Raw genomic sequence first — 21,361 nt, forward strand, 5'->3', positions numbered from 1 at the left:
CGGTCTCAGAGCTATGCAACTGACTGGAGACTTGCCACGCTCTTGCTGTACAGTCGTTCAGCGCGCGGATTAACCCACCGCGTCCCTAACGATTGATCCACGGAGAGTGTCGCGCATGAGTCAGGAAGCCCGTTTTTCCCGCATGGAGCCGGAGTTGCGCAAGGCCAATCTGATCGAGGCGACGCTGGTGTGCCTCAAGCGCCATGGCTTCCAAGGTGCCTCGATCCGCAAGATTTCCGCCGAAGCCGGTGTCTCGGTCGGGCTGATCAGCCATCACTATTCCGGCAAGGATGAACTGGTGGCCGAGGCCTACCGGGCGATTACCGGTCGGGTCATGAGCCTGTTGCGCGAGGCCATGGAACACGCGGCACCCAACGCCCGTGAGCGATTGTCGGCGTTCTTCCGTGGTTCGTTTTCCGCCGAGTTGCTCGATCCGCAATTGATCGACGCCTGGTTGGCATTCTGGGGCGCGGTGCGCACGGCCGAGTCGATCAATCTTGCGCACGAGCATTCCTATGGCGAGTACCGTGGCATTTTGCGCAAGGTATTGACCGAACTGGCGCAGGAAGAAAGCTGGGAAAATTTCGACGCCGATCTGGCCGCCATCAGCCTCAGCGCATTGCTCGACGGCTTGTGGCTGGAGTCGGGGCTCAATCCCGGCACGTTCACGCCGGAGCAGGGCATCCAGATTTGCGAGGCCTGGGTCGACGGATTGCAGGCCGGTGGTCGCCAACGGTTTTGCGTCCAGACGACGGGTTGTTGATCGGTCGTTCAGCTGTCGATACTCTCTGGCGCCAAAGTAACAAAACACTCTAATAAGAAATACGCCTTCGGGCATACGCGGGACACCATGCGATGACTCCTCGGGTATTGATCGTCGACGACGATCCGCTGATACGCGAACTGCTGCAGGCCTACTTGTCCCAAGAGGGTTATGAGGTGCATTGCGCCGCCACGGCGGAGCTGGCCGAAACCTTCCTGGCGAGCCAGACGGTTGATCTGGTGATGCTCGATATCCGCCTGCCGGGCAAGGATGGCCTGACCCTGACCCGAGAGCTGCGGGTGCGTTCGGAAGTCGGGATCATTCTGATCACCGGGCGCAACGACGAAATCGACCGCATCGTCGGCCTTGAATGCGGCGCGGATGACTATGTAATCAAACCGCTCAATCCTCGCGAACTGGTGTCCCGGGCAAAAAACCTGATACGCCGGGTTCGTCACGCGCAGACGCCGCAACCGGCAGTGGCCATCGCCAAACCGGTCAAACAATTCGCCACCTGGGCGCTGGACACGGACCGCCGACGGCTGATCGACCAGACTGGCAGCGAAACCCTGCTGACCCACGGCGAATACCAGTTACTCAGCGTGTTCCTGCGCAACAGTGGCCACACCTTGAGTCGTGATCAACTGATGGACCAGATCCGCAATCGCGAATGGGTGCCCAACGACCGCTCCATCGACGTGCTGGTCGGACGCTTGCGCCGCAAGTTGCATGATGACCCGGCCGAGCCGCAGTTGATCATTACCATTCACGGCGCCGGTTACCTGTTTACCGCCAGCGTGGCGGCCTGAGCCCGATGTTGCGTGTGCTTGGCCTGCTGTGGGCACTGGCCGCGAACGGCGCGATGGCGGTGGAAACAGTTCGCTACTGCGACTATCCGGTGTACCCGCCGATCTCCTGGAGTGACGGCAAACACGTGCGCGGCCTAGCCCCGAGCGTGGTGAAAAACCTTTTTGGGCGACTGGGCTACGACGTCGACATCATCGTGCTGGGCAACTGGAAACGCTGCCTGCTCGACGCCGCCGAAGGCCGGGTCGATGTGGTGTTGGCCTACAGCACCGCGCAACGTGAACAGAGCATGGTTTTTTCGACGGTGCCGGTGTTGCGTGAGGAGGTTGCGTTGTTCATCAATCGTCAGCACCCGGTGAAATTCGAGCGTCTGGAGGACCTGGCCAATTACCGTGGCGGGTTGTTGTTCGGTGAAAGTTATGGCGTGGATTTCGACCGTTTGGTCGCCCAACACCAGAACATCGAATGGGTCTCTGACAGTGGCCAGAACTTCGGCAAACTGATTCGCGGGCGAATCGATTTCATCACCTCGGAACGGCGTACCGGGCAGCTTTACGTCGAGAATCTGCCGGGCGCGAAAGACATCGTCGCGCTGCCCAATGCCTTGAGCGTCGACTATTTGCGGGTGGCTGTGTCGCGCAAGTCGCCGTTGGCCAAGCGCATGCCGCAGATCGATGCGCAACTGAAACGCATGGTCGATACCGGGGAGGTCGAGCGTTTGTTGAATGAAAGCGAAGTCACCTACCGCGACATGATCAACCTGCCGGCGAATTCCAAATGATCCGCGCCCGGCCCGGTGGACTGTTGCGGCGTCTGCTGCTGTTCATTCTGTTGTTCAGCCTGTGTTTCACCGTGCTGGCGAGCACCGTGCAGCTGTACTTCGAGTACCGCCGCGAAATGCGCGACATTGACTCACGCATGGAGCTGATTCGTGCCGGTTATCTGGCCAGTCTGGAGCGCAGTCTTTGGGACTTGAACCAGGAACAATTGAACGTGCAGCTGCGGGGGCTGGTGGACTTTTCCGACGTGGCGCGGGTACACCTGACCAGCCCCGATTTTGATCTGCTGCAAGGCAATCCCGAACCGATCGGGCCATTACGCATCGAGCGTTTTGAACTGGATTATCAACCGCCGACCGGGCCTTCCCGGCACTTGGGTCAGTTAGAAGTCAGCACCGATCTGGGTGCGGTGCATCAGCGCCTGTACGCCACCGGTTTGACCAGCCTGTTGTGGATGAGCGTGTTCCTTTGCGGTCTGGCGGTGGCGTTGTCGGGGCTGTTTTACCGCTTGGTCACCCGTCACCTGCAAGTCATGGCCGAATTTGCCCGGCGCATCGCTGCCGGTGACTGGCACGAGCCCTTGCACCTGGACAAGCGACGGCATACCCACGAAGACGAAATCGACACCGTGGCCCACGCGCTGGACGATATGCGTCGGGCGATTCTCAGTGACATTGACCGGCGCGAAACCGATCGGCTGGCCTTGCAAGACAATCGCGATGAACTGCTCAGGCTGGTCGAGCGCCGCACCGCCAGCCTGATGCGCGCCAAGGACGAAGCCGAGGCCGCCAACCTCGCCAAGTCGCGGTTTCTGGCGACCATGAGCCACGAGTTGCGCACCCCGCTCAACGGGATTCTCGGCATGGCCGAGTTACTGCGCGGCGCACGTCTGGATGAGCTCGACGGCAAACGGCTGGATGCGCTGTACAAGGCCGGGGAAGGGTTGCTGTCGATTCTCAACGAAGTGTTGTATTTCGCCCGATTGGAGGAGGGCGTCAGCCATCCGGAACCGGTCGATTTCTCGATCCGGCAACTACTCGACGAGGTGCTGACCCTGCTGGAACCGCGCGCGTTGAGCAACGACACAACGCTGCACTGCCGAATCGATCCGCAAGTCGCCGACCGGCACCACGGTGCTGAACAATTCCTGCGTCAGGTGTTGAGCAACTTGCTGGCCAACGCGATCAAGTTCACCGAAGGTGGAAAGGTTGAGGTCGAGGTTGCGCTGCTGGCCCAAGTTCCGGGACAGAGCGGGCAACGCTTGCGCATAAGCGTCGCGGACAACGGCATCGGCATCGCCCCGGCCATGCAGGAAAAGATTTTCGAGCGCTTTACCCAGGCCAGCGAAGAGGTGGCGCAACGCTTTGGCGGAACCGGGCTCGGGCTGGCGATCAGCAAACATCTGGTCGAGCAATTGGGCGGGCGGATCGGTGTCGAAAGCGAAGTCGGGCTGGGCAGTTGTTTCTGGTTCGAGCTGACGTTGCAGGCGTCAACCGGCATTACAGTTGTGGTGCAGAACAGCGAAACCGTGCGGGCACTGAATATTCTGGTGGTCGAGGATGTGGCGCTGAACCGTGAAGTGGTCAGCGGCTTGTTGCAGCGCGACGGGCATCAGGTCTGGCTCGCCGAAGAAGGCGAGCAGGCGCTGGTGCAATGTGCCGGGCAGGCCTTCGATTTGATCCTGCTCGATGTACACCTGCCGGGCATCAGCGGCGTCGAGCTGTGCAAATTGATTCGCCACAACCAAGGTCCTAACCGTCACACCCGCGTCTTCGCCCTGACCGCCAGCGTGCAGCCAGCCTTGATGCGCGGTTATCTGGAGGCCGGGATGGATGGCATTCTCGCCAAGCCGCTGAAGCTCGAAAACCTGCGACAAGCGCTGGCTGGGCAATTGCCGGTATCTGCGCCGCAGCCTGTTGACGAGGCGATGGATTGGCCGCTGCTGGACACCCATCGCACCTTGCTCGGTGAACAGAAACTTCAGGGCTTGTTGGCGGTGTTGCGCGACTCGATCAGTCAGCATCGCGAAGCACTGACCGAAGCCATCGAGGCTGATGATTGCACTGAAGTCGCCCACCTGGCGCATCGACTAGCCGGAAGCAGCGACTCATTGGGCTTTCGCGCGTTGGCCAATGTGTTGCGCGCTTTGGAAGAGGCCGCGATGGTTAACGACGAGTCGGCATTACGGGCGTTGGCGCCCAAGGTTCAGGAGCAACTGCGGGTCTCGCAACAGACGCTGGCGGAGCTTTTGCACCGCTGACGTACAAGTTTGTTACGACTTTTTACAACTTCGATCTTTACGGTCAACGGGACCTTACATGGGCTTCCAATAATCGACGCAACCGCCACCGCGCGGTCTTCGAAGCTTATTGGAGATAATAATAATGAACTGCCGTAAAGCTGATCCTTCCCCGCGCCATGCCGCGCACCTTGCTGATAATTGAGGTGTGGACATGAGCAAATCTACCGAAACCAAAGGCATCCAACTGACCCGCGCCCTGAAAAGCCGGCACATTTTCATGCTGTCGCTAGGCGGCGTGATTGGCACCGGGCTGTTCATGGGCTCCGGCGTGACCATCAATCAGGGCGGCCCGGTGGGAGCGATTCTGGCGTATCTGGTTGCCGGTTTCCTGATGTACCTGGTCATGGTGTGCCTGGGCGAGTTGTCCGTACAAATGCCGGTGTCCGGCTCGTTTCAAACCCACGCCACCAAATTCATCGGGCCGGCCACCGGTTTCATGATCGGCTGGGTGTACTGGATGAGCTGGGCGACCACCGTGGGGCTGGAGTTCACGGCTGCGGGCATGTTGATGACGCGCTGGTTTCCTGCGGTGCCGATCTGGTACTGGTCGGCGTTGTTCGTGGTGGTGCTGTTCGGTTTGAACGCACTGGCGACCCGCGCCTTCGGTGAAGCGGAATACTGGTTCTCCGGGATCAAGGTCGCGGCGATTCTTGGCTTCATCGTGGTCGGCGTGCTGGTGATCTTCGGCGCAATCCCGCTGACCAGCGGTGCACCGGCACCGATGATGAGTAACCTTATAGGCGACTCACTGTTCCCCAACGGCCTGTCGGCGGTGTTCGCGGTGATGATGACCGTTGTCTACGCCTTCCAGGGCTGCGAGATCATGGGCGTGGCCGCTGGCGAAACCGATCAACCGGAAAAAAGCATCCCGCGTGCGGTGCGCAACGTGGTGTTTCGCGTGTTGATTTTCTATGTGCTGGCGATTGTGGTTCTGTCGGCAATCGTGCCGTGGCAGCAAGCCGGTTTGATGGAAAGTCCGTTCGTACAGGTGTTTGACATGGTCGGCATTCCGTACGCCGCTGACCTGATGAACTTCGTGATCCTCACGGCGATTCTGTCGGTGGGTAACTCCGGGCTGTACGCCTCGACGCGCATTCTGTGGGCGATGTCGAAGACCGGTATGGCGCCGAAAAGCCTGTCGCCCTTGAGCAAGCGCGGCGTGCCGTTGCGGGCGCTAAGCATCACGTTGTGCTTTGCGCTGGTGTCGCTGATGACCAGTTTTGTCGCGGCAGACACGCTGTTCATGGTGCTGATGGCGGTGAGCGGCATGTCGGGCACCGTGACCTGGATTGTGATTGCGCTGGCGCAGTACAAATTCCGCAGGGCGTATCTGCGTGATGGCGGAAAACTCAGTGATCTGAAATACCGCGCGCCGTGGTTCCCGCTGCTGCCGCTGACGTGCATTGCATTGTGCTGCTCGCTGTTTGTGTTTCTGGCGCTGGATGAAACGCAACGGCCTTCGTTGTACTGGGGCTTTGGGTTTATTGCGCTGTGCTATGGCGCGTACTTCCTGATTCATCGCAAGCGTGAAGCGGTGCTGGCGCCGAGTTTGCCAACCGCATAACTGCCACAACATACCTCCTGTGGGAGCGAGCCTGCTCGCGAAAGCGGTGGATCAGTCAACAGAGATGTTGAATGTGATGCCCTCTTCGCGAGCAGGCTCGCTCCCACAGTTGTTTTGCGGTGGGCTGTAGGCAGTTGTTCGAAGTTGTAACAGTGCAATCCTTACAGCTCCGGTATTTTCTAATAAATCCTTTAAATACAAACAGATAGCTTATTTTTAAAGCTGTTACAGCTCATTTCTTTGCTGATTGCCGCCTTACTGAACACTCGTTTAGTATGGCCTCAAGTCACATCACCTCAGACCAATCAAAATAATTCGAGGATTCGCATGACTACTCAATCTTCTCTGCTCAGTCAGGTCGAAGCCGGCATTGCCTGGATCACCCTCAATCGCACTGCTCAGCGCAATGCGCTGGACATCCCGACCCTGAAAAACCTCCACGCGTTGTTGGACAGTTTCAACGCCGACCCCGCCGTGCGAGTCGTTGTGCTGACCGGCAGCGGTCGTAGCTTCTGTGCCGGTGCCGACCTCGCCGAGTGGGCCGAAGCCGAAGCCCGTGGCGCCCTCGAAACCTACGGCTGGACCGAAACCGCTCACGCCTTGATGAGCCGTTTGTACAGCCTGGACAAACCCACCATCGCGGCCATCAACGGCACCGCCGTCGGCGCGGGGATGGACCTGACGTTGTGCTGCGACCTGCGCATTGCTGCGCAATCGGCGCGCTTCAAGGCCGGTTACACCAGCATGGCCTACTCGCCGGACGCCGGTGCCAGTTGGCATCTGCCGCGGCTGATCGGCACCGAACAAGCCAAGCGCCTGCTGTTCCTCGACGAGTTGTGGGGCGCCGATCGCGCCCTGGCTGCCGGCCTGGTCGGCGAAGTCTGCGCCGATGAGCAACTGTTCGGCGTCACCACTGAACTGGCCACTCGCCTGGCCAACGGCCCGACGTTCGCGTTTGCCCAGACCAAAAAACTCATGCGTGAAGGCGCCCAACGCAGCCTGCCGGAGCAACTGCAAGCCGAGTTGGCCGCCGGCCTGTTGTGCGGTCGCAGCGAAGATGGCAACGAAGCCCTACGCGCCTCCATCGAAAAACGTCCGGCCAGTTTTATCGGTCGATAAGCCCCGACACCACATCAGCACATGAACAACAGGTAGCTCCATGAATTTCCAACTGACCCAAGAACAAGAAATGTTGGTGGACGCGGTACGCAGTTTTGTCGCCAAGGAACTGCTGCCCCATGAGGAAGCGGTCGACCGTGCCGACGAAGTCTCCCCGGAGCTGGCGGCACAGATTCGCGGCAAGGCCATCGCGGCCGGTTTCTATGCCTTCAACATGCCGGAAGAAGTCGGCGGTGGTGGTCTCGACTACCTGTCGCAGGCGCTGATCGAGCGTGAGCTGTCCAAGGTTTCATGGGCGCTGCATGTGTTCGTCGCACGGCCGTCGAAAATCCTCATGGCTTGCACCGGTGATCAAATCAATGACTACCTGTTGCCGTGCATCCAGGGCGAGAAAATCGACTGCTTCGCGCTGACCGAGCCGGGTGCCGGTTCCGATGCCAACGCGATCAAGACCCGCGCCGTACGTGAGGGTGATGACTTCATTCTGAACGGCAGCAAACACTTCATCAGCCATGCCGGTCACGCCGATTTCGCCATCGTCTTCGCGGTGACCGACACCTACGAACACAACGGCCGCAAGCGCAACGCCGTGACCTCGTTCCTGGTCGACCGCAACACGCCGGGCATGACCATCCGCCGTGGTCCGAAGTGCGTGAGCAACCGCGGTTATCACACCTACGAAATGTTCTTCGACGACTGCCGCGTACCGGCTTCCAAAGTGTTGGGCGAAGTCGGTAAAGGTTGGGACGTGGCCAACGCCTGGCTCACTGCCGGGCGCGTCATGGTCGCCGCCAACTGTGTCGGTCAGGCGCAACGCGCGCTGGATGTGTCGCTGCAATGGGCGGCGGATCGCAAGCAGTTCGGCCAGCCGATCGGCACCTATCAGGGCATCTCGTTCAAGCTCGCCGACATGGTCACGCAGATCCGCGCGGCTGAACTGCTGACCCTGCACACCGCCTGGAAAATGGACCAGGGCACCATGACCGATGGCGAGGCCGGCATGGCCAAACTGTTCGCCAGTGAAGTGCTCGGCAAAGTGGCCGATGAGGCGGTACAGATTTTCGGTGGCATGGGCCTGATGGATGAATGCCCGGTGGAACGCATCTGGCGTAACGCGCGGATCGAGCGCGTCTGGGAAGGCACCTCGGAGATCCAGCGCCACATCATTTCCCGCGAATTGCTGCGGCCGCTGTTGCGCTGATCGGCCCGGAGAATATCTATGTCGCAGACAATTCGTGACAACCTCAAACGCCTGCTCGCACCGCGCCATCTGGCGTTTGTCGGTGGCCGCAGCATGGCTCGCGCACTCAAGCGCTGCGCTGAAGGTGGCTACCTGGGTGAGATGTGGCTGGTCAATCCGCAGCACGACACGCTTGAAGGCGTGCCGTGTGTGCGCAGCATTGCCGAACTGCCGTGCGGCCCGGACGCGGTGTTCATCGCGACCAACCGCGAACTGACCCTGACCTGCGTCGCCGAACTGGCGGCGAAGGGTGCCGGCGGAGCAATCTGCTATGCCTCCGGGTTCGCCGAGACCGGCGCCGAAGGCCTGGCCTTGCAGCAACAGTTATTGAAAGCGGCCGGCACCATGGCTTTGCTCGGTCCCAACTGCTACGGCTTGCTCGACTACCTGCACAGCTCCGCGCTGTGGCCGGTGGCCCATGGCGGCAAACCGGTGGAGAAGGGCGTTGCCGTGCTGACCCAGAGCGGCAACTTCGCCTACAACCTGTCGATGAGCGACCGTTCGCTGCCGGTGGCCTACATGGCGTCGGTCGGCAATCAGGCACAATTGGGCATCGCCGAACTGATGGACGTGTTGCTCGATGAGCCGCGCGTCACTGCCATCGGCTTGCACCTTGAAGGCCTGAAAAACGTGCCGGGTTTCGCCCGCGCCGCGCACAAGGCGCTGGAGAAAGGCATCCCGATCATCGCCCTGAAAACCGGCGTGTCGCAGATTGGTGCCGAACTGGCGCTCAGTCACACCAGTTCGCTGTCCGGCTCCGATGCGCTGTACGACAGCCTGTTTGCGCGCCTTGGCGTGATCCGCGTCAGTGGCCCGGTGAGTTTTGTTGAAACCCTGAAAGCGGCGGCGTGCGGCAAGTTACCGACGGGCAACAGCTTGATCGCACTGGCCTGTTCGGGCGGTGACGCTGGTTTGATTGCCGACTACGCCGAGCGCAATGACTTGAGTCTGCCCAAGCTCGATGAAGACCAAGTCGGAGAACTGGCGCAGGTGTTGCCCACCTACGCCAACCTGGTCAATCCGCTGGATTTCACCACGGCGATCTGGGGCGATGGCGAAGCCTTGAACCGCATGCTCGACAGCGCCCTGCGCACTGAAGCCGACGCAGCGATGCTGGTGCTCGATTACCCGGCGCAGTTCACCGGCGAACGCAAGGAATGCGACCTGCTGCTGGAGTTGTTTTGTGCCGCGCTGGTCCGCCACGGCAAGACCGGTTTCGTCACCTCGGCGTTTCCGGAACTGCTGCCAGCCCATGCTCGTGAACGTCTGCATGCGCAGGGCGTGGCGGCGTTGCAAGGCGTGGAAGACGGCTTGGCTGCATGGGGCCGGATCGCCGGTTATCAACGCAATCGTCAGGCGCTGCTGGCGCTCGGTGAATCGGCGCTGGTGCCGTACAGTCCGCACGCCTTGGTCGGCGAAGGACGCCTGCTCAACGAGTGGGATTCCAAGACTGCATTGCGCGCCTTTGGCCTGCCGACGCCCAACGGTGTACTGAGCACGCCGGATAAAGCACTGAGTGACGCCAATACGCTGGGTTATCCGCTGGTGCTCAAAGCGGTCAGCGCGCAATTGCCACACAAAACCGAAGCCGGTGCCGTGGCGCTGAATCTCAAGGACGCCACCGCCCTGAGCGCCGCGCTGGAAAAAATGCGCGCAAGTATTGCCGAGTACGCGCCGCAAGTGCCGTTCGATCAAGTGCTGCTGGAGCCGATGGCTAAACCGCCGCTGGCTGAATTGATCGTCGGCATCAAGCGTGAAAACGACTTCGGCCTCGCCCTGGTTATCGGGGCTGGCGGGATTCTGGTGGAGTTGCTCAAGGACAGTCGCAGCCTGCTGCTGCCAACCACCGACGGCGCCATTCGCAATGCCGTGTTGAGCCTGCGCAGTGCCGCGTTGCTGCAAGGTTTTCGCGGTCGTGAAGCGGCGGATCTGGATTCACTGGTCGCGGCGATCCGTGCGGTGGCCGATTACGCCTGCGAAAACGCCGGGCAGTTGCTGGAACTCGATGTGAACCCATTGTTGGTCGGTGCCGCTGGCACGACTGCGGTCGATGCGTTGATTCGCCTCGGCCACGAATGAGGAATTGAATATGCAAACCACAACATTGACCGGCGGCCAGGCCCTGGTACGTCTGCTGGCCAACTACGGCGTCGACACCGTATTCGGGATTCCCGGCGTACACACGCTGGAGTTGTATCGCGGTCTGCCCGGCAGCGGCATTCGCCACGTCCTGACTCGTCACGAACAAGGCGCCAGTTTCATGGCCGACGGCTATGCGCGCGTCAGTGGCAAACCGGGCGTGTGCTTCATCATCACCGGCCCCGGCGTGACCAACGCCGCGACCGGCATCGGCCAGGCGTATGCCGACTCGATTCCGATGCTGGTGATTTCCAGCGTCAACCACACCGCCAGCCTCGGCAAGGGCTGGGGTTGTCTGCATGAAACCCAGGACCAGCGCTCGATCACCGCGCCGATCACTGCCTTCTCGGCGGTCGCATTAAGCGCCGAGGACCTGCCGGAATTGATCGCCCGCGCCTACGCGGTGTTCGACAGCGAACGTCCGCGTCCGGTGCACATCTCGGTGCCGCTGGACGTGTTGTCCGCAAAAATCACCCGTGACTGGAGCAACGACGTCGTGCGCCGTCCGGGTCGCGGCGCCGCGTCAACCACGGCGCTGGAGGAGGCTGTGGTCAAACTGCAAAACGCCAAGCGGCCGATGATCATTGCCGGTGGCGGTGCGTTGAATGCGCAGCTATCACTGCAAGACATCAGTACCCGACTCGCTGCACCACTGTTCACCAGTGTTGCCGGCAAAGGCTTGCTGCCGCCGGATGCACCGCTGAACGCCGGCTCGACGTTGTGCGTGGAACCCGGCTGGAACCTGATCGCCGAAGCCGACGTGGTGCTGGCGGTTGGTACCGAAATGGCCGACACCGATTTCTGGCGCGAACGCTTGCCGCTGAATGCCGAACTGCTGCGCGTGGACATTGACCCGCGCAAGTTCAACGACTTCTACCCGTGCGCGTTGGCGTTGCACGGCGATGCGCAGCAAACCCTCGCCGCGTTGTTGGAACGTCTGCCGTCCACCGCGCGTGATGCCAGCGTGGCGATGGCTGCCGTCGCGGCATTGCGCGAAGCCGTGAAGGCAAGCCATGGCCCGTTGCAGTCGATCCACCAGGCAATTCTCGACCGTATCGCCGCCGAGTTGCCGGAGGATGCGTTCATCAGCACCGACATGACGCAACTGGCCTACACCGGCAACTACGCCTTCAACAGCCTGGCGCCGCGCAGTTGGTTGCATCCGACCGGTTACGGCACCTTGGGCTACGGCTTGCCAGCAGGCATCGGCGCCAAGTTCGGTGCGCCGCAGCGGCCAGGTCTGGTGTTGGTCGGCGACGGTGGTTTCCTCTACACCGCGCAAGAGCTGGCGACCGCCGTCGAAGAACTCGACAGCCCGCTGGTGGTGTTGCTGTGGAACAACGACGCGCTGGGGCAGATCCGCGATGACATGCTCGGGCTCGACATCGAACCGATTGGCGTACTGCCACGCAACCCGGATTTCGCCGCGCTTGGCCTCGCGTTCGGCTGCACCGTGAACCAGCCGCAAAGTCTGGCCGAGCTGCAAACCGATCTGCGCCACGGTTTCAAGCGTAACGGCGTGACCCTGATCGAACTCAAGCATGCGTGCGCGCACTGATTTTCATTTTCTGGCAGAGGTATCGCCATGCGCTTTTCCGATCTGACTCAACGTATCGCCGGTGACGGCGCCGCCGCCTGGGACATTCATTACCGCGCACTCGCGCTGCAAGAGCAGGGTGAAGACATTCTGCTGCTGTCGGTCGGCGACCCGGATTTCGACACGCCTATGCCGATTGTGCAGGCGGCCATCGACAGCTTGTTGACCGGCAACACGCACTACGCTGACGTGCGTGGCAAGCGCGCCCTGCGTGAAAGCATCGCCAGACACTATGGACGCCGCAGCGGCCAGCAGGTCGAGGCCGATCAGGTCATTGTGCTGGCCGGCGCGCAATGCGCGTTGTTCAGCGTTGCCCAATGCGTACTCAACCCCGGCGATGAAGTGATCGTCGCCGAGCCGATGTACGTGACCTATGAGGCAGTGTTTGGTGCCTGTGGCGCGGTGGTGGTGCCGGTGCCCGTGCGCCCCGAAAACGGTTTTCGCGTGCTGCCTGAAGACGTCGCCGCCCGCATCACGCCGCGCACTCGGGCATTGGCGCTGAACAGTCCACACAATCCGTCGGGCGCCAGTTTGTCCCGCGCCACGTGGCAAGCGTTGGCCGACCTGTGCATCGCCCACGACCTGTGGCTGATTTCCGATGAGGTCTACAGCGAGTTGCTGTTCGACGGTGAGCACGTCAGTCCGGCGAGTTTACCGGGCATGGCCGAGCGCACCGCGACGCTCAACAGCTTGTCGAAATCCCACGCCATGACCGGCTGGCGAATCGGCTGGGCGATAGCACCACCCGCCCTCGCTGCGCACCTGGAAAACCTCGCGCTGTGCATGCTCTACGGCTTGCCGGATTTCGTGCAGGACGCCGCCGTCGTCGCCCTCGAAAGCAACTTGCCAGAACTGGAAGCGATGCGCGAAGCCTATCGCCAACGCCGCGATCTGGTCTGCGAATGCCTGGCCGATTGCCCTGGCGTTCGAGCCTTGAAACCCGATGGTGGGATGTTCGTGATGGTCGATATCCGCGACACCGGGCTCAGCGCCCAGGCGTTTGCCGACCGCTTGCTCGACCGCCATGGCGTCTCGGTGCTGGCCGGTGAAGCGTTCGGTCCGAGCGCCGCCGGGCACATTCGCTTGGGGCTGGTATTGGGCGCGGAACCGTTGCGTGACGCTTGTCAGCGCATCACCCGTTGCGCCACTGAACTGATGGAAGCTCACGTCTATGCATAACCACACAACGCTGTTTATCGATGGCCGCTGGCAATCCCCATCGGGGCAGGGCATCGCCGAGGTGATCAACCCGGCCACTGAAGAGATTGCAGGCTCGGTGCCGCTGGGTGATGAGCGCGATGTCGACAACGCGGTGGCCGCCGCACGCAAGGCGTTCAGTTCATGGTCGCGCACGCCGTCGAGTGTGCGTGCCGGCTACATCCGTGCCCTCGCCGAGCAGTTGCGCGCGCGGGCCGACGAGATGGCATCCGTCATCACCGCTGAGTTGGGCATGCCGGTGCAATGGTGCCGCTCGGTGCAGGTCGACGGCCCGATCATCGGGTTGGAGCAATACGTCGAACTTGCCGCCCTGATGGACGAAGTGCGTGAGGTCGGCAACTCGCTGGTGATACGTGAAGCGGTGGGCGTGTGCGCCTTCATCAATCCGTGGAATTACCCGCTGCATCAACTGATCGGCAAGCTCGCCCCGGCGCTGGCTGCCGGTTGCACTGTGGTGGTCAAACCCAGTCAGGAAACCCCGCTGCACGCCTTTTTGCTGGCGCAGATGATCGAGTCCATCGGCTTGCCGGCCGGTGTGTTCAACCTCGTCAGCGGGCCGGGTTCGAAGGTGGGTGAAGCGCTGGCCAAACACCCAGACGTGGACATGGTGTCGTTCACCGGTTCCACCGGCGCCGGGGTTCGTGTGGCGCAAGCGGCGGCGCCATCGGTGAAACGGGTGTGCCTGGAACTGGGTGGCAAGTCGCCGCTGCTGATTGCCGAAGACGCGGATCTTGCTGCCGCTGTGCGCTACGGCGTGCAGGACGTGATGATCAACTCCGGGCAGACCTGCACGGCGCTGACCCGCATGCTGCTGCCGGCCAGTCGTTACGCTGAAGCCGTGGAACTGGCTATCGCCGTAACCCAGAGCTTGCGCATGGGCGATCCGCTGGACCCGCAGAGTTTCCTCGGGCCGATGTGTTCGGCGGCGCAACGGCGCACCGTGCGTGATTACATCCAGGTCGGCCAGCAGGAAGGCGCACGGCTGGTCTGCGGCGGCGACACGGCTGGCGAGTTCGAGCGTGGTTTCTACGTCAGCCCGACGCTGTTCGCCGACGTCGACAACCGTATGCGCATCGCCCAGGAAGAAATCTTCGGCCCGGTGCTGTGCCTGATTCCTTACGCCGATGAAGCGCAGGCAATTCAAATCGCCAACGATTCACCGTTCGGCCTGTCCAGCGGTGTCTGGGCCGGCAACGCCGAGCGCGCTTTGCATCTGGGGCGGCAGTTGCGTGCCGGGCAGTGTTTCCTCAACGGCGCGGCGTTCAATTATCAGGCACCGTTCGGTGGCTACAAACAATCGGGCAATGGTCGGGAGTGGGGCGAAGAAGGGCTCAACGAGTTCGTTGAAGTGAAGGCGATTCAGGTGTGACCGTTGACGATTCAATTGATCTGCGCACCGGGCCATGGCCCGGTGCGTTGCGTGGCTTTAAACCGGTAATTCATTACTTCCGCTGCTTTTGATCAGGGGCAATGCAATGAGCGATAACAAAAACAAGATTACTCAAGCGAACCATGAATTCAGTTTTCCTCGTCGGGATTTCCTCAAATACAGCGCCGCTGCAGCGGCCGTAGCGGGGGCGTTTTCCATGGGGTTGCCGATGGGGGCTTTTGCGCAAGAAGCGACGCCCAAACCGGGTGGCGTGTTGCGCCTCGGCCTGGCGGGCGGCAGCACCACCGATTCAAAAGATCCCGGCTCCTGGAGCGACACTTTCACCTTCGTCGGCTTTTCGGCGGTCTATAACACCCTCACCGAAATTGCCGTGGACGGCAGTTCGATTCCGGAACTGGCCGAGAGCTGGACGTCGACCCCGGACGCACGTATCTGGACTTTCAAGCTGCGCCAGGGCGTGACCTTCCATAACGGCAAAACCCTGACCGCTGAAGACGTGGTCGCTTCGATCCAGCATCACCTCGGCGAGAAATCCACTTCGGCGGCCAAGACCGTGTTGGGCGATGTGGCCAAGGTCAGCGCCCAAGGCAGCGACAGCGTGGTGTTCGAACTGCATTCGGGCAACGCCGATTTCGCCTATGTGGTTGCCGATTACCACTTGGTGATCATGCCGGCGAAGGACGGCGTGTCGGATTGGCAGGCAGGTGTCGGCACCGGCGGTTATCGCCTCAAGGACTTCGAACCGGGCGTTCGCATGGGTCTGGAACGCAGCCCCGATTACTGGAAAGCGGGGCGCGCGCATTTCGCCAGCGCCGAGTTGATCGCGATCTCCGACGGTGCGGCGCGGATCAATGCGCTGGTCACCGGGCAAGTCGATGTGATCAACAAGGTCGACCTGAAAACCGTGGCCTTGCTCAAGCGCAACCCGAACCTGGTGATCGAAGAAACCAAAGGCGCCCAGCACTACACCTTCCCGATGTTGTGCGACAGCCAGCAATTCCAGAACAGCAATGTCCGCCTGGCCATGAAGCACGCGATCAATCGCGAAACGCTGCTGGCCTCGGTGCTGCATGGCTACGGTCTGGTGGGCAACGACCATCCGATCCAGCCGGGCAGCCGTTTCATCAACACCGCGCTGGAACAGCGTGCTTACGACCCGGACAAGTCGCGTTTTTACCTGCGCCAGGCCGGTGTCGATTCACTCAAGGTCAAGCTGCAAGCTTCCGACGCGGCGTATGCCGGTGCGGTGGATGCCTCGGTGTTGTTCAAGGAGCAGGCGCGTCAGGCCGGTATCGAAATCGATGTGGTTCGTGAGCCGGCGGATGGGTTCTTCTCTAACGTCTGGATGAAGCAGCCGTTCACCACCTCGTTCTGGTACAGCAGTTTGACCGCCGACCGGATGTTCAGCATCGGTTACGCCAAAGGCGCGGCGTGGAACGAAACTCATTGGGACAACCCGCGCTTCAATCAGCTGCTGAATACCGCCCGTGGCGAGATGAACGACCCGTTGCGCTGTGAGATGTACAACGAAATGCAGTCGCTGTGCCGGGACGATGGCGGGGCGATTGTGCCGTTGTTTGCCAGCTCGGTGGCGGCACGTTCGAATCGTGTCGCGCACGGCGGCCAGACCGCACCTTACGGCGAACTGGACGGCCTGCGCGTGATCGAGCGCTGGTGGCAGGCGTAAAGGGATTTTTACAGGGGCGCGTAACGGCGTAAATGCCTGTTGGCTACAACGAGGAACTTTGCGGTGAATAGTATTTTCAAGTTGCTCCTGCAGCGCCTGGCCCTAGGCCTGCTATCGCTCTTCGCGGTATCCGTCATCATCTTCCTCGCCGTCGGCATGCTCCCGGGTGATATCGCCCAGGCCATGCTCGGCCAATCCGCCACCCCGGAAACCGTTGCCGCATTTCGCACGCAACTGGGACTGGACCTGCCGCCGCTGACCCGCTTCGGTCACTGGATCTGGCACCTGCTGCAAGGTGATCTCGGCGTCTCGCTGGCCAATCAGCGGCCCATCGCCGATCTGGTTGCCTCGCGCCTGGGCAACACCTTCAGTCTGGCGGCGCTGGCGGCATTGGTTTCGGTGCCGCTCGCGTTGTTGCTGGGGATGCTCGCGGCGTTGTATCGCAACAGCTGGTTCGACCGTTTGCTCAACACCAGCGCCCTGAGCGCGGTGTCGTTTCCGGAGTTCTTTGTCGCCTACATCCTGATCCTGGTGTTCGCGGTGAAGCTCAACTGGTTCCCGAGCATTTCCAACCTGACCCCGGACGCCTCGTTCGGCAGCGTGCTGGAACGCTCGGTGCTGCCGGTCGCGACCCTGAGCCTGGTGGTGATCGCGCAGATGATGCGCATGACCCGCGCCTCCCTGATCAACCTGCTGGCCAGCCCCTACATTGAAATGGCCCGGCTCAAGGGCATCAGCCAGTCGCGGATCATCTTTCGTCATGCGTTGCCCAACGCGTTGGCGCCGATCGTCAACGTGGTGGCGCTGAACCTCGCGTATCTGGTGGTCGGCGTGGTGGTGGTCGAGGTGGTGTTCGTCTACCCGGGGCTCGGCCAATTGCTGGTGGACTCGGTGGCCAAGCGCGACATCCCGGTGGTTCAGGCGTGCAGCCTGATCTTCGCGGCGACGTACATCCTGCTCAATACCACGGCGGATGTGCTGTCCATCGCCAGCAATCCACGCCTGATGCATCCGAAGGGGTAGAACATGAACCTGCTCAAACAATTAGTGCGGGCGCCGCTGAGCGCCCAGTTCGGAATACTGGTGATCATCCTCTACATCCTCGTGGCGCTGTTCGCTCCGTTGCTGGCGCCGTACGGCGAAACCCAAGTGGTGGGCGAAGGCTTCGCGCCGTGGAGCGGCGAGTTTCTGCTGGGCACCGATAACCTCGGTCGCGACATGTTCAGCCGTCTGGTCTATGGCGCGCGCAACACCTTGGGCATTGCCTTCCTGACCACGGTGCTGGCGTTCCTGCTCGGCGGCTTGAGCGGGTTGGTCGCGGCGATCAAGGGTGGTTGGGTCGATCAGGGATTGTCGCGGATCGTCGATATTCTGATGGCGATTCCGCAGCTGATCTTCGCTTTGCTGATCCTCAGCGTGGTCGGCACCACGGCGACGTCGCTGGTGCTGGTGATCGCGCTGCTGGACGCGACGCGCGTGTTTCGCCTGTCGCGGGCGGTGGCGATGAACGTGGTGGTGCAGGACTTCGTCGAAGCCGCCCGTTTACGCGGTGAAGGCCTGTGGTGGCTGGTGACTCGCGAAGTGCTGCCCAACGCCGCTGCGCCGCTGATTGCCGAGTTCGGCCTGCGTTTTTGCTTTGTGTTTTTGTTCATCAGCGCGCTGTCGTTTCTCGGCCTGGGCATTCAACCGCCCACCGCCGATTGGGGCAGCATGGTTCGCGACAACGCGGTGCTGATCACCTTCGGCGACATCAGCCCGTTGCTGCCCGCCCTGGCCGTGGCGTTGATCACGGTCAGCGTCAACTTCGTCGTTGACTGGATGCTGCACAAATCCAGCGGCCTCAAGGAGTGCTGAACATGAACGCGATCACTAGTGAAAAACCGCTGCTGGAAATCCGCGACCTGCACATCGAAGGCCATTACGAAGACGCCTGGCATCCGCTGATCAAGGGCATCGACCTGACCCTGCAACGCGGCGAAGTGCTGGGGCTGATTGGCGAATCGGGGGCCGGCAAATCCACACTGGGTCTGGCCGCCATGGGGTATACCCGCGACGGTTGCCGGATCACCGGCGGCTCGGTGCAATTTGACGGTATCGACCTGCTGCGCGCCAAACCCGAAGCGCTGCGCAAACTGCGTGGCTTGCGCATTGCCTACGTCGCACAAAGCGCTGCGGCGTCGTTCAACCCGGCCCACCGACTGATTGATCAGCACGTGGAAACCGCCGTCAAAAACGGCGGCATGAGCCGGGCCCAGGCGATGGCCGAAGCGGTGGAGTTGTATCGGGTGCTGCGTCTGCCCAATCCCGAGCAGATCGGCCAGCGTTACCCGCATCAGGTGTCCGGCGGACAGTTGCAACGGGTCATGACGGCGATGGCCATGGCTTGCCACCCGGACTTGATCATATTTGACGAGCCGACCACCGCCCTCGACGTCACCACGCAGATTGAAGTGTTGGCGGCCATTCGCGATGCGGTAGCCACGTACGGCAGCGCGGCGATTTACATCAGCCATGACCTGGCGGTGGTTGCGCAAATGGCCGACCGCATCATGGTGCTGCGCCACGGCAAACTGGTGGAAGAGGCCGAGACCCGCAAGATGCTCGGCGACCCACAGGAGGATTACACCAAGTCATTGTGGGCGGTTCGCAGCTTCCACACCGAACCGAAACCGTGCCCGCAGCAGGAAAAACCGCTGCTGGAGTTGCGTCAAAGCTGCGCCAGTTACGGTCATCAACCGGTTCTGCATGATGTCTCGCTGAGCTTGTATCGCGGCCAGACCCTGGCGGTGATCGGCGAGTCCGGCAGCGGCAAGAGCTCCACGGCGCGTTTGATCACCGGCTTGTTGCCGCCAACGTCGGGTCAGGTGCTGTATGACGGCGAGGTGCTGCCGGCTGACTTTCGCCAGCGCAGCAAGGAGCAACTGCGGCGTATCCAGATGATCTACCAAATTCCCGATACGGCACTGAACCCGCGTCAGCGCATCGTCGACATCATCGGTCGGCCGCTGACCTTTTACCTCGGTCTCAAAGGCAAGGCGATGCGTGCGCGGGTGGCCGAGTTGCTGGAAATGATCGAGCTCGATCCGGCGACCTTCATGGAGCGCCAACCCCGCGAACTGTCCGGTGGTCAGAAGCAACGCGTGTGCATTGCCCGGGCCTTGGCGGCCGATCCACAATTGATCATTTGCGATGAAGTGACCTCGGCGCTGGACCAATTGGTGGCCGAAGGCGTGCTGAAACTGCTCAACCGGATTCAACAGCAACTGGGCGTCGCTTACCTGTTCATCACTCACGATGTCGCCACCGTCCGGGCCATTGCCGATGAGGTGCTGGTGATGCAGCGGGGCAGGGTGGTCGACCATGGTTCGCGCAGCGCCATCTTCACGCCGCCGCATCAGGATTACACCGGGCTGCTGTTTTCATCCGAACCGCAAATGGACCCCGACTGGCTCGACCGGTTGCTGGCCGCGCGCGCGTTACCGACTTCAAACTCAACGCTGGTAAATGTTTAAGGAATTGTCATGAAAGTATTGATCGTCCACGCTCATCCAGAGCCGAAATCCTTTACCGCCGCGTTGCGCGACCAGGCTGTCTCGACCCTTGAATCTCAGGGGCATGAGGTCCAAGTCAGCGACTTGTACGCGATGAACTGGAACCCGGTGGCCAGCGCCGATGATTTTTCTTCGCGGGAGAACCCGGAGTACCTGGTGTATGCGCTGGAACAACGTCTAGGTGTGAAAAGTCAGTCGCTGGCGCCGGATATCCAGCAAGAACTCGACAAACTGCTGTGGGCTGACCTGCTGATCCTCAATTTTCCGATTTTCTGGTTCTCGGCCCCGGCCATGCTCAAGGGCTGGATTGATCGGGTGCTGGTGTCCGGAGTTTGCTATGGCGGTAAACGCTTTTACGATCAGGGCGGGTTGAGCGGCAAGAAGGCGCTGGTCACTGTCACCCTGGGCGGGCGCGAGCACATGTTCGGTGATGGCGCGATTCATGGTCCGCTGGAAGACATGCTACGGCCGATCCTGCGTGGCACGTTGGCGTATGTCGGCCTCGACGTGCTGCAACCATTCGTGGCCTGGCACGTGCCATACATCAGCGACGAGGCTCGCCAGGAATTCCTGAGGAACTATCAGCAACGACTGGAGCACGTGAGCGATGACCAGCCGATGCAGTTTCCGCGTTTGGCTCAATTTGATGAGGCGTTGTATCCGTTGCCTGTCTGAAGCCGTGTTTGTCCCAAGAGTTTGATGGTGCATTTTCGGGCCCCTTCGCGGGCAAGCCCGCTCCTACAGTTGACCGCGTAATGACTCGGTCCAATGTGGGAGCGGGCTTACCCGCGAAGGGGCCAGTGAATTCAACCCGGAAAATCAGTTCTCCTGGACGCGGCATTGGTTATCAGATTTAGATCTCCTTCACCGGCGTTTCCCCCTCAACACCTTTGATCAACCCGATGGCGTGCAGGCAATCGGCCTTGTTCACATACGACTCGCCGCTGGCGATGGTCTCGTGATTCCCCGCCCTCAGGCGCCAGCGCCATTGTCCTTTGCCGGTGCTCGGGGTGCCTTTGGATTGCCTGTAAATCTCGAAATACATACTGCTCGCTCCATGCGATGGGTAATTGCGACAACCTGTGTGACGCATCGGGGCAAGCCTAGCGGAGCTGGTTTTTTTGGCCATCAGGCATTTGTTTCCAGGCATTTGAAAATATTTCTGCCGGCGCCATCGGGCCGGTGAGAATGGCCAGAACCCCCGC

General features: G+C 61.2%; 17 protein-coding genes. 16 read left to right on the forward strand and 1 reads right to left on the reverse strand.

Translation table 11 applies throughout. The annotated features are described in order from the left end of the window. Positions 1-115 precede the first annotated feature (115 nt). The 16 genes from ACWGZX_RS21190 (at position 116) to ACWGZX_RS21265 (ending at position 20,831) form a co-directional block, all read left to right on the forward strand. Positions 116-763 carry a TetR family transcriptional regulator C-terminal domain-containing protein gene (locus tag ACWGZX_RS21190; protein WP_452625301.1) on the forward strand — a complete coding sequence of 216 codons (648 nt, stop codon included), beginning with the start codon at positions 116-118 and terminating at the stop codon, positions 761-763. A 92-nt stretch (positions 764-855) separates the two neighbouring features. After that, complete coding sequence (locus ACWGZX_RS21195) at positions 856-1,572, forward strand: response regulator (protein WP_452625302.1); 717 nt, start codon at positions 856-858, stop codon at positions 1,570-1,572. Between the two features lie 5 nt (positions 1,573-1,577). After that, positions 1,578-2,351, forward strand: coding sequence for a substrate-binding periplasmic protein (locus tag ACWGZX_RS21200; RefSeq protein ID WP_452625303.1), 774 nt, complete (start codon positions 1,578-1,580; stop codon positions 2,349-2,351). Then, the gene (locus ACWGZX_RS21205) at positions 2,348-4,609 is read left to right on the forward strand and encodes an ATP-binding protein (protein ID WP_452625304.1); all 2,262 of its coding nucleotides are present in this window, start codon (positions 2,348-2,350) and stop codon (positions 4,607-4,609) included. The genes ACWGZX_RS21200 and ACWGZX_RS21205 overlap by 4 nt, the downstream gene beginning before the upstream one ends. A 193-nt stretch (positions 4,610-4,802) precedes the next feature. Then, positions 4,803-6,215: an amino acid permease gene (locus ACWGZX_RS21210; RefSeq protein ID WP_452625305.1), complete on the forward strand. Its 1,413-nt coding sequence runs from the start codon at positions 4,803-4,805 to the stop codon at positions 6,213-6,215. 327 nt (positions 6,216-6,542) lie between these two features. Then, positions 6,543-7,334: an enoyl-CoA hydratase/isomerase family protein gene (locus ACWGZX_RS21215; protein WP_452625306.1), complete on the forward strand. Its 792-nt coding sequence runs from the start codon at positions 6,543-6,545 to the stop codon at positions 7,332-7,334. A gap of 40 nt (positions 7,335-7,374) precedes the next feature. Beyond that, a complete protein-coding gene (locus ACWGZX_RS21220) occupies positions 7,375-8,535 on the forward strand; it encodes an acyl-CoA dehydrogenase family protein (protein WP_452625307.1) in 1,161 nt (386 codons plus the stop codon). Between the two features lie 18 nt (positions 8,536-8,553). Further along, entirely contained in the window at positions 8,554-10,653 is a 2,100-nt protein-coding gene (locus tag ACWGZX_RS21225) for an acetate--CoA ligase family protein (protein ID WP_452625308.1), read from the forward strand. A 10-nt stretch (positions 10,654-10,663) separates the two neighbouring features. Beyond that, positions 10,664-12,271: a 5-guanidino-2-oxopentanoate decarboxylase gene (locus ACWGZX_RS21230; protein WP_452625309.1), complete on the forward strand. Its 1,608-nt coding sequence runs from the start codon at positions 10,664-10,666 to the stop codon at positions 12,269-12,271. Between the two features lie 27 nt (positions 12,272-12,298). After that, entirely contained in the window at positions 12,299-13,489 is a 1,191-nt protein-coding gene (locus ACWGZX_RS21235) for a pyridoxal phosphate-dependent aminotransferase (protein ID WP_452625310.1), read from the forward strand. Next, positions 13,482-14,897, forward strand: a complete 1,416-nt coding sequence (locus ACWGZX_RS21240; RefSeq protein ID WP_452625311.1) for an aldehyde dehydrogenase family protein — start codon at positions 13,482-13,484, stop codon at positions 14,895-14,897. The genes ACWGZX_RS21235 and ACWGZX_RS21240 overlap by 8 nt, the downstream gene beginning before the upstream one ends. A gap of 106 nt (positions 14,898-15,003) precedes the next feature. Then, positions 15,004-16,605 (forward strand): ABC transporter substrate-binding protein, encoded by a 1,602-nt coding sequence (locus tag ACWGZX_RS21245; protein ID WP_452625312.1) that lies wholly within the window; start codon positions 15,004-15,006, stop codon positions 16,603-16,605. Between the two features lie 63 nt (positions 16,606-16,668). Next, on the forward strand, positions 16,669-17,628 hold the full coding sequence (locus ACWGZX_RS21250) for an ABC transporter permease (RefSeq protein ID WP_223511388.1): 960 nt from the start codon (positions 16,669-16,671) through the stop codon (positions 17,626-17,628). Between the two features lie 3 nt (positions 17,629-17,631). After that, positions 17,632-18,459, forward strand: coding sequence for an ABC transporter permease (locus tag ACWGZX_RS21255; protein ID WP_223511389.1), 828 nt, complete (start codon positions 17,632-17,634; stop codon positions 18,457-18,459). A 2-nt stretch (positions 18,460-18,461) separates the two neighbouring features. After that, positions 18,462-20,117 carry an ABC transporter ATP-binding protein gene (locus ACWGZX_RS21260; RefSeq protein WP_452625313.1) on the forward strand — a complete coding sequence of 552 codons (1,656 nt, stop codon included), beginning with the start codon at positions 18,462-18,464 and terminating at the stop codon, positions 20,115-20,117. A 9-nt stretch (positions 20,118-20,126) separates the two neighbouring features. Continuing rightward, a complete protein-coding gene (locus ACWGZX_RS21265) occupies positions 20,127-20,831 on the forward strand; it encodes an NAD(P)H-dependent oxidoreductase (protein ID WP_452625314.1) in 705 nt (234 codons plus the stop codon). Between the two features lie 178 nt (positions 20,832-21,009). Here the strand turns inward: ACWGZX_RS21265 and ACWGZX_RS21270 are convergent, their stop codons facing one another. Then, positions 21,010-21,201 carry a YegP family protein gene (locus ACWGZX_RS21270; RefSeq protein ID WP_010462174.1) on the reverse strand — a complete coding sequence of 64 codons (192 nt, stop codon included), beginning with the start codon at positions 21,199-21,201 and terminating at the stop codon, positions 21,010-21,012. Between the last annotated feature and the right edge of the window lie 160 nt (positions 21,202-21,361).

This window comes from Pseudomonas sp. CLCA07 (genome assembly GCF_053615335.1).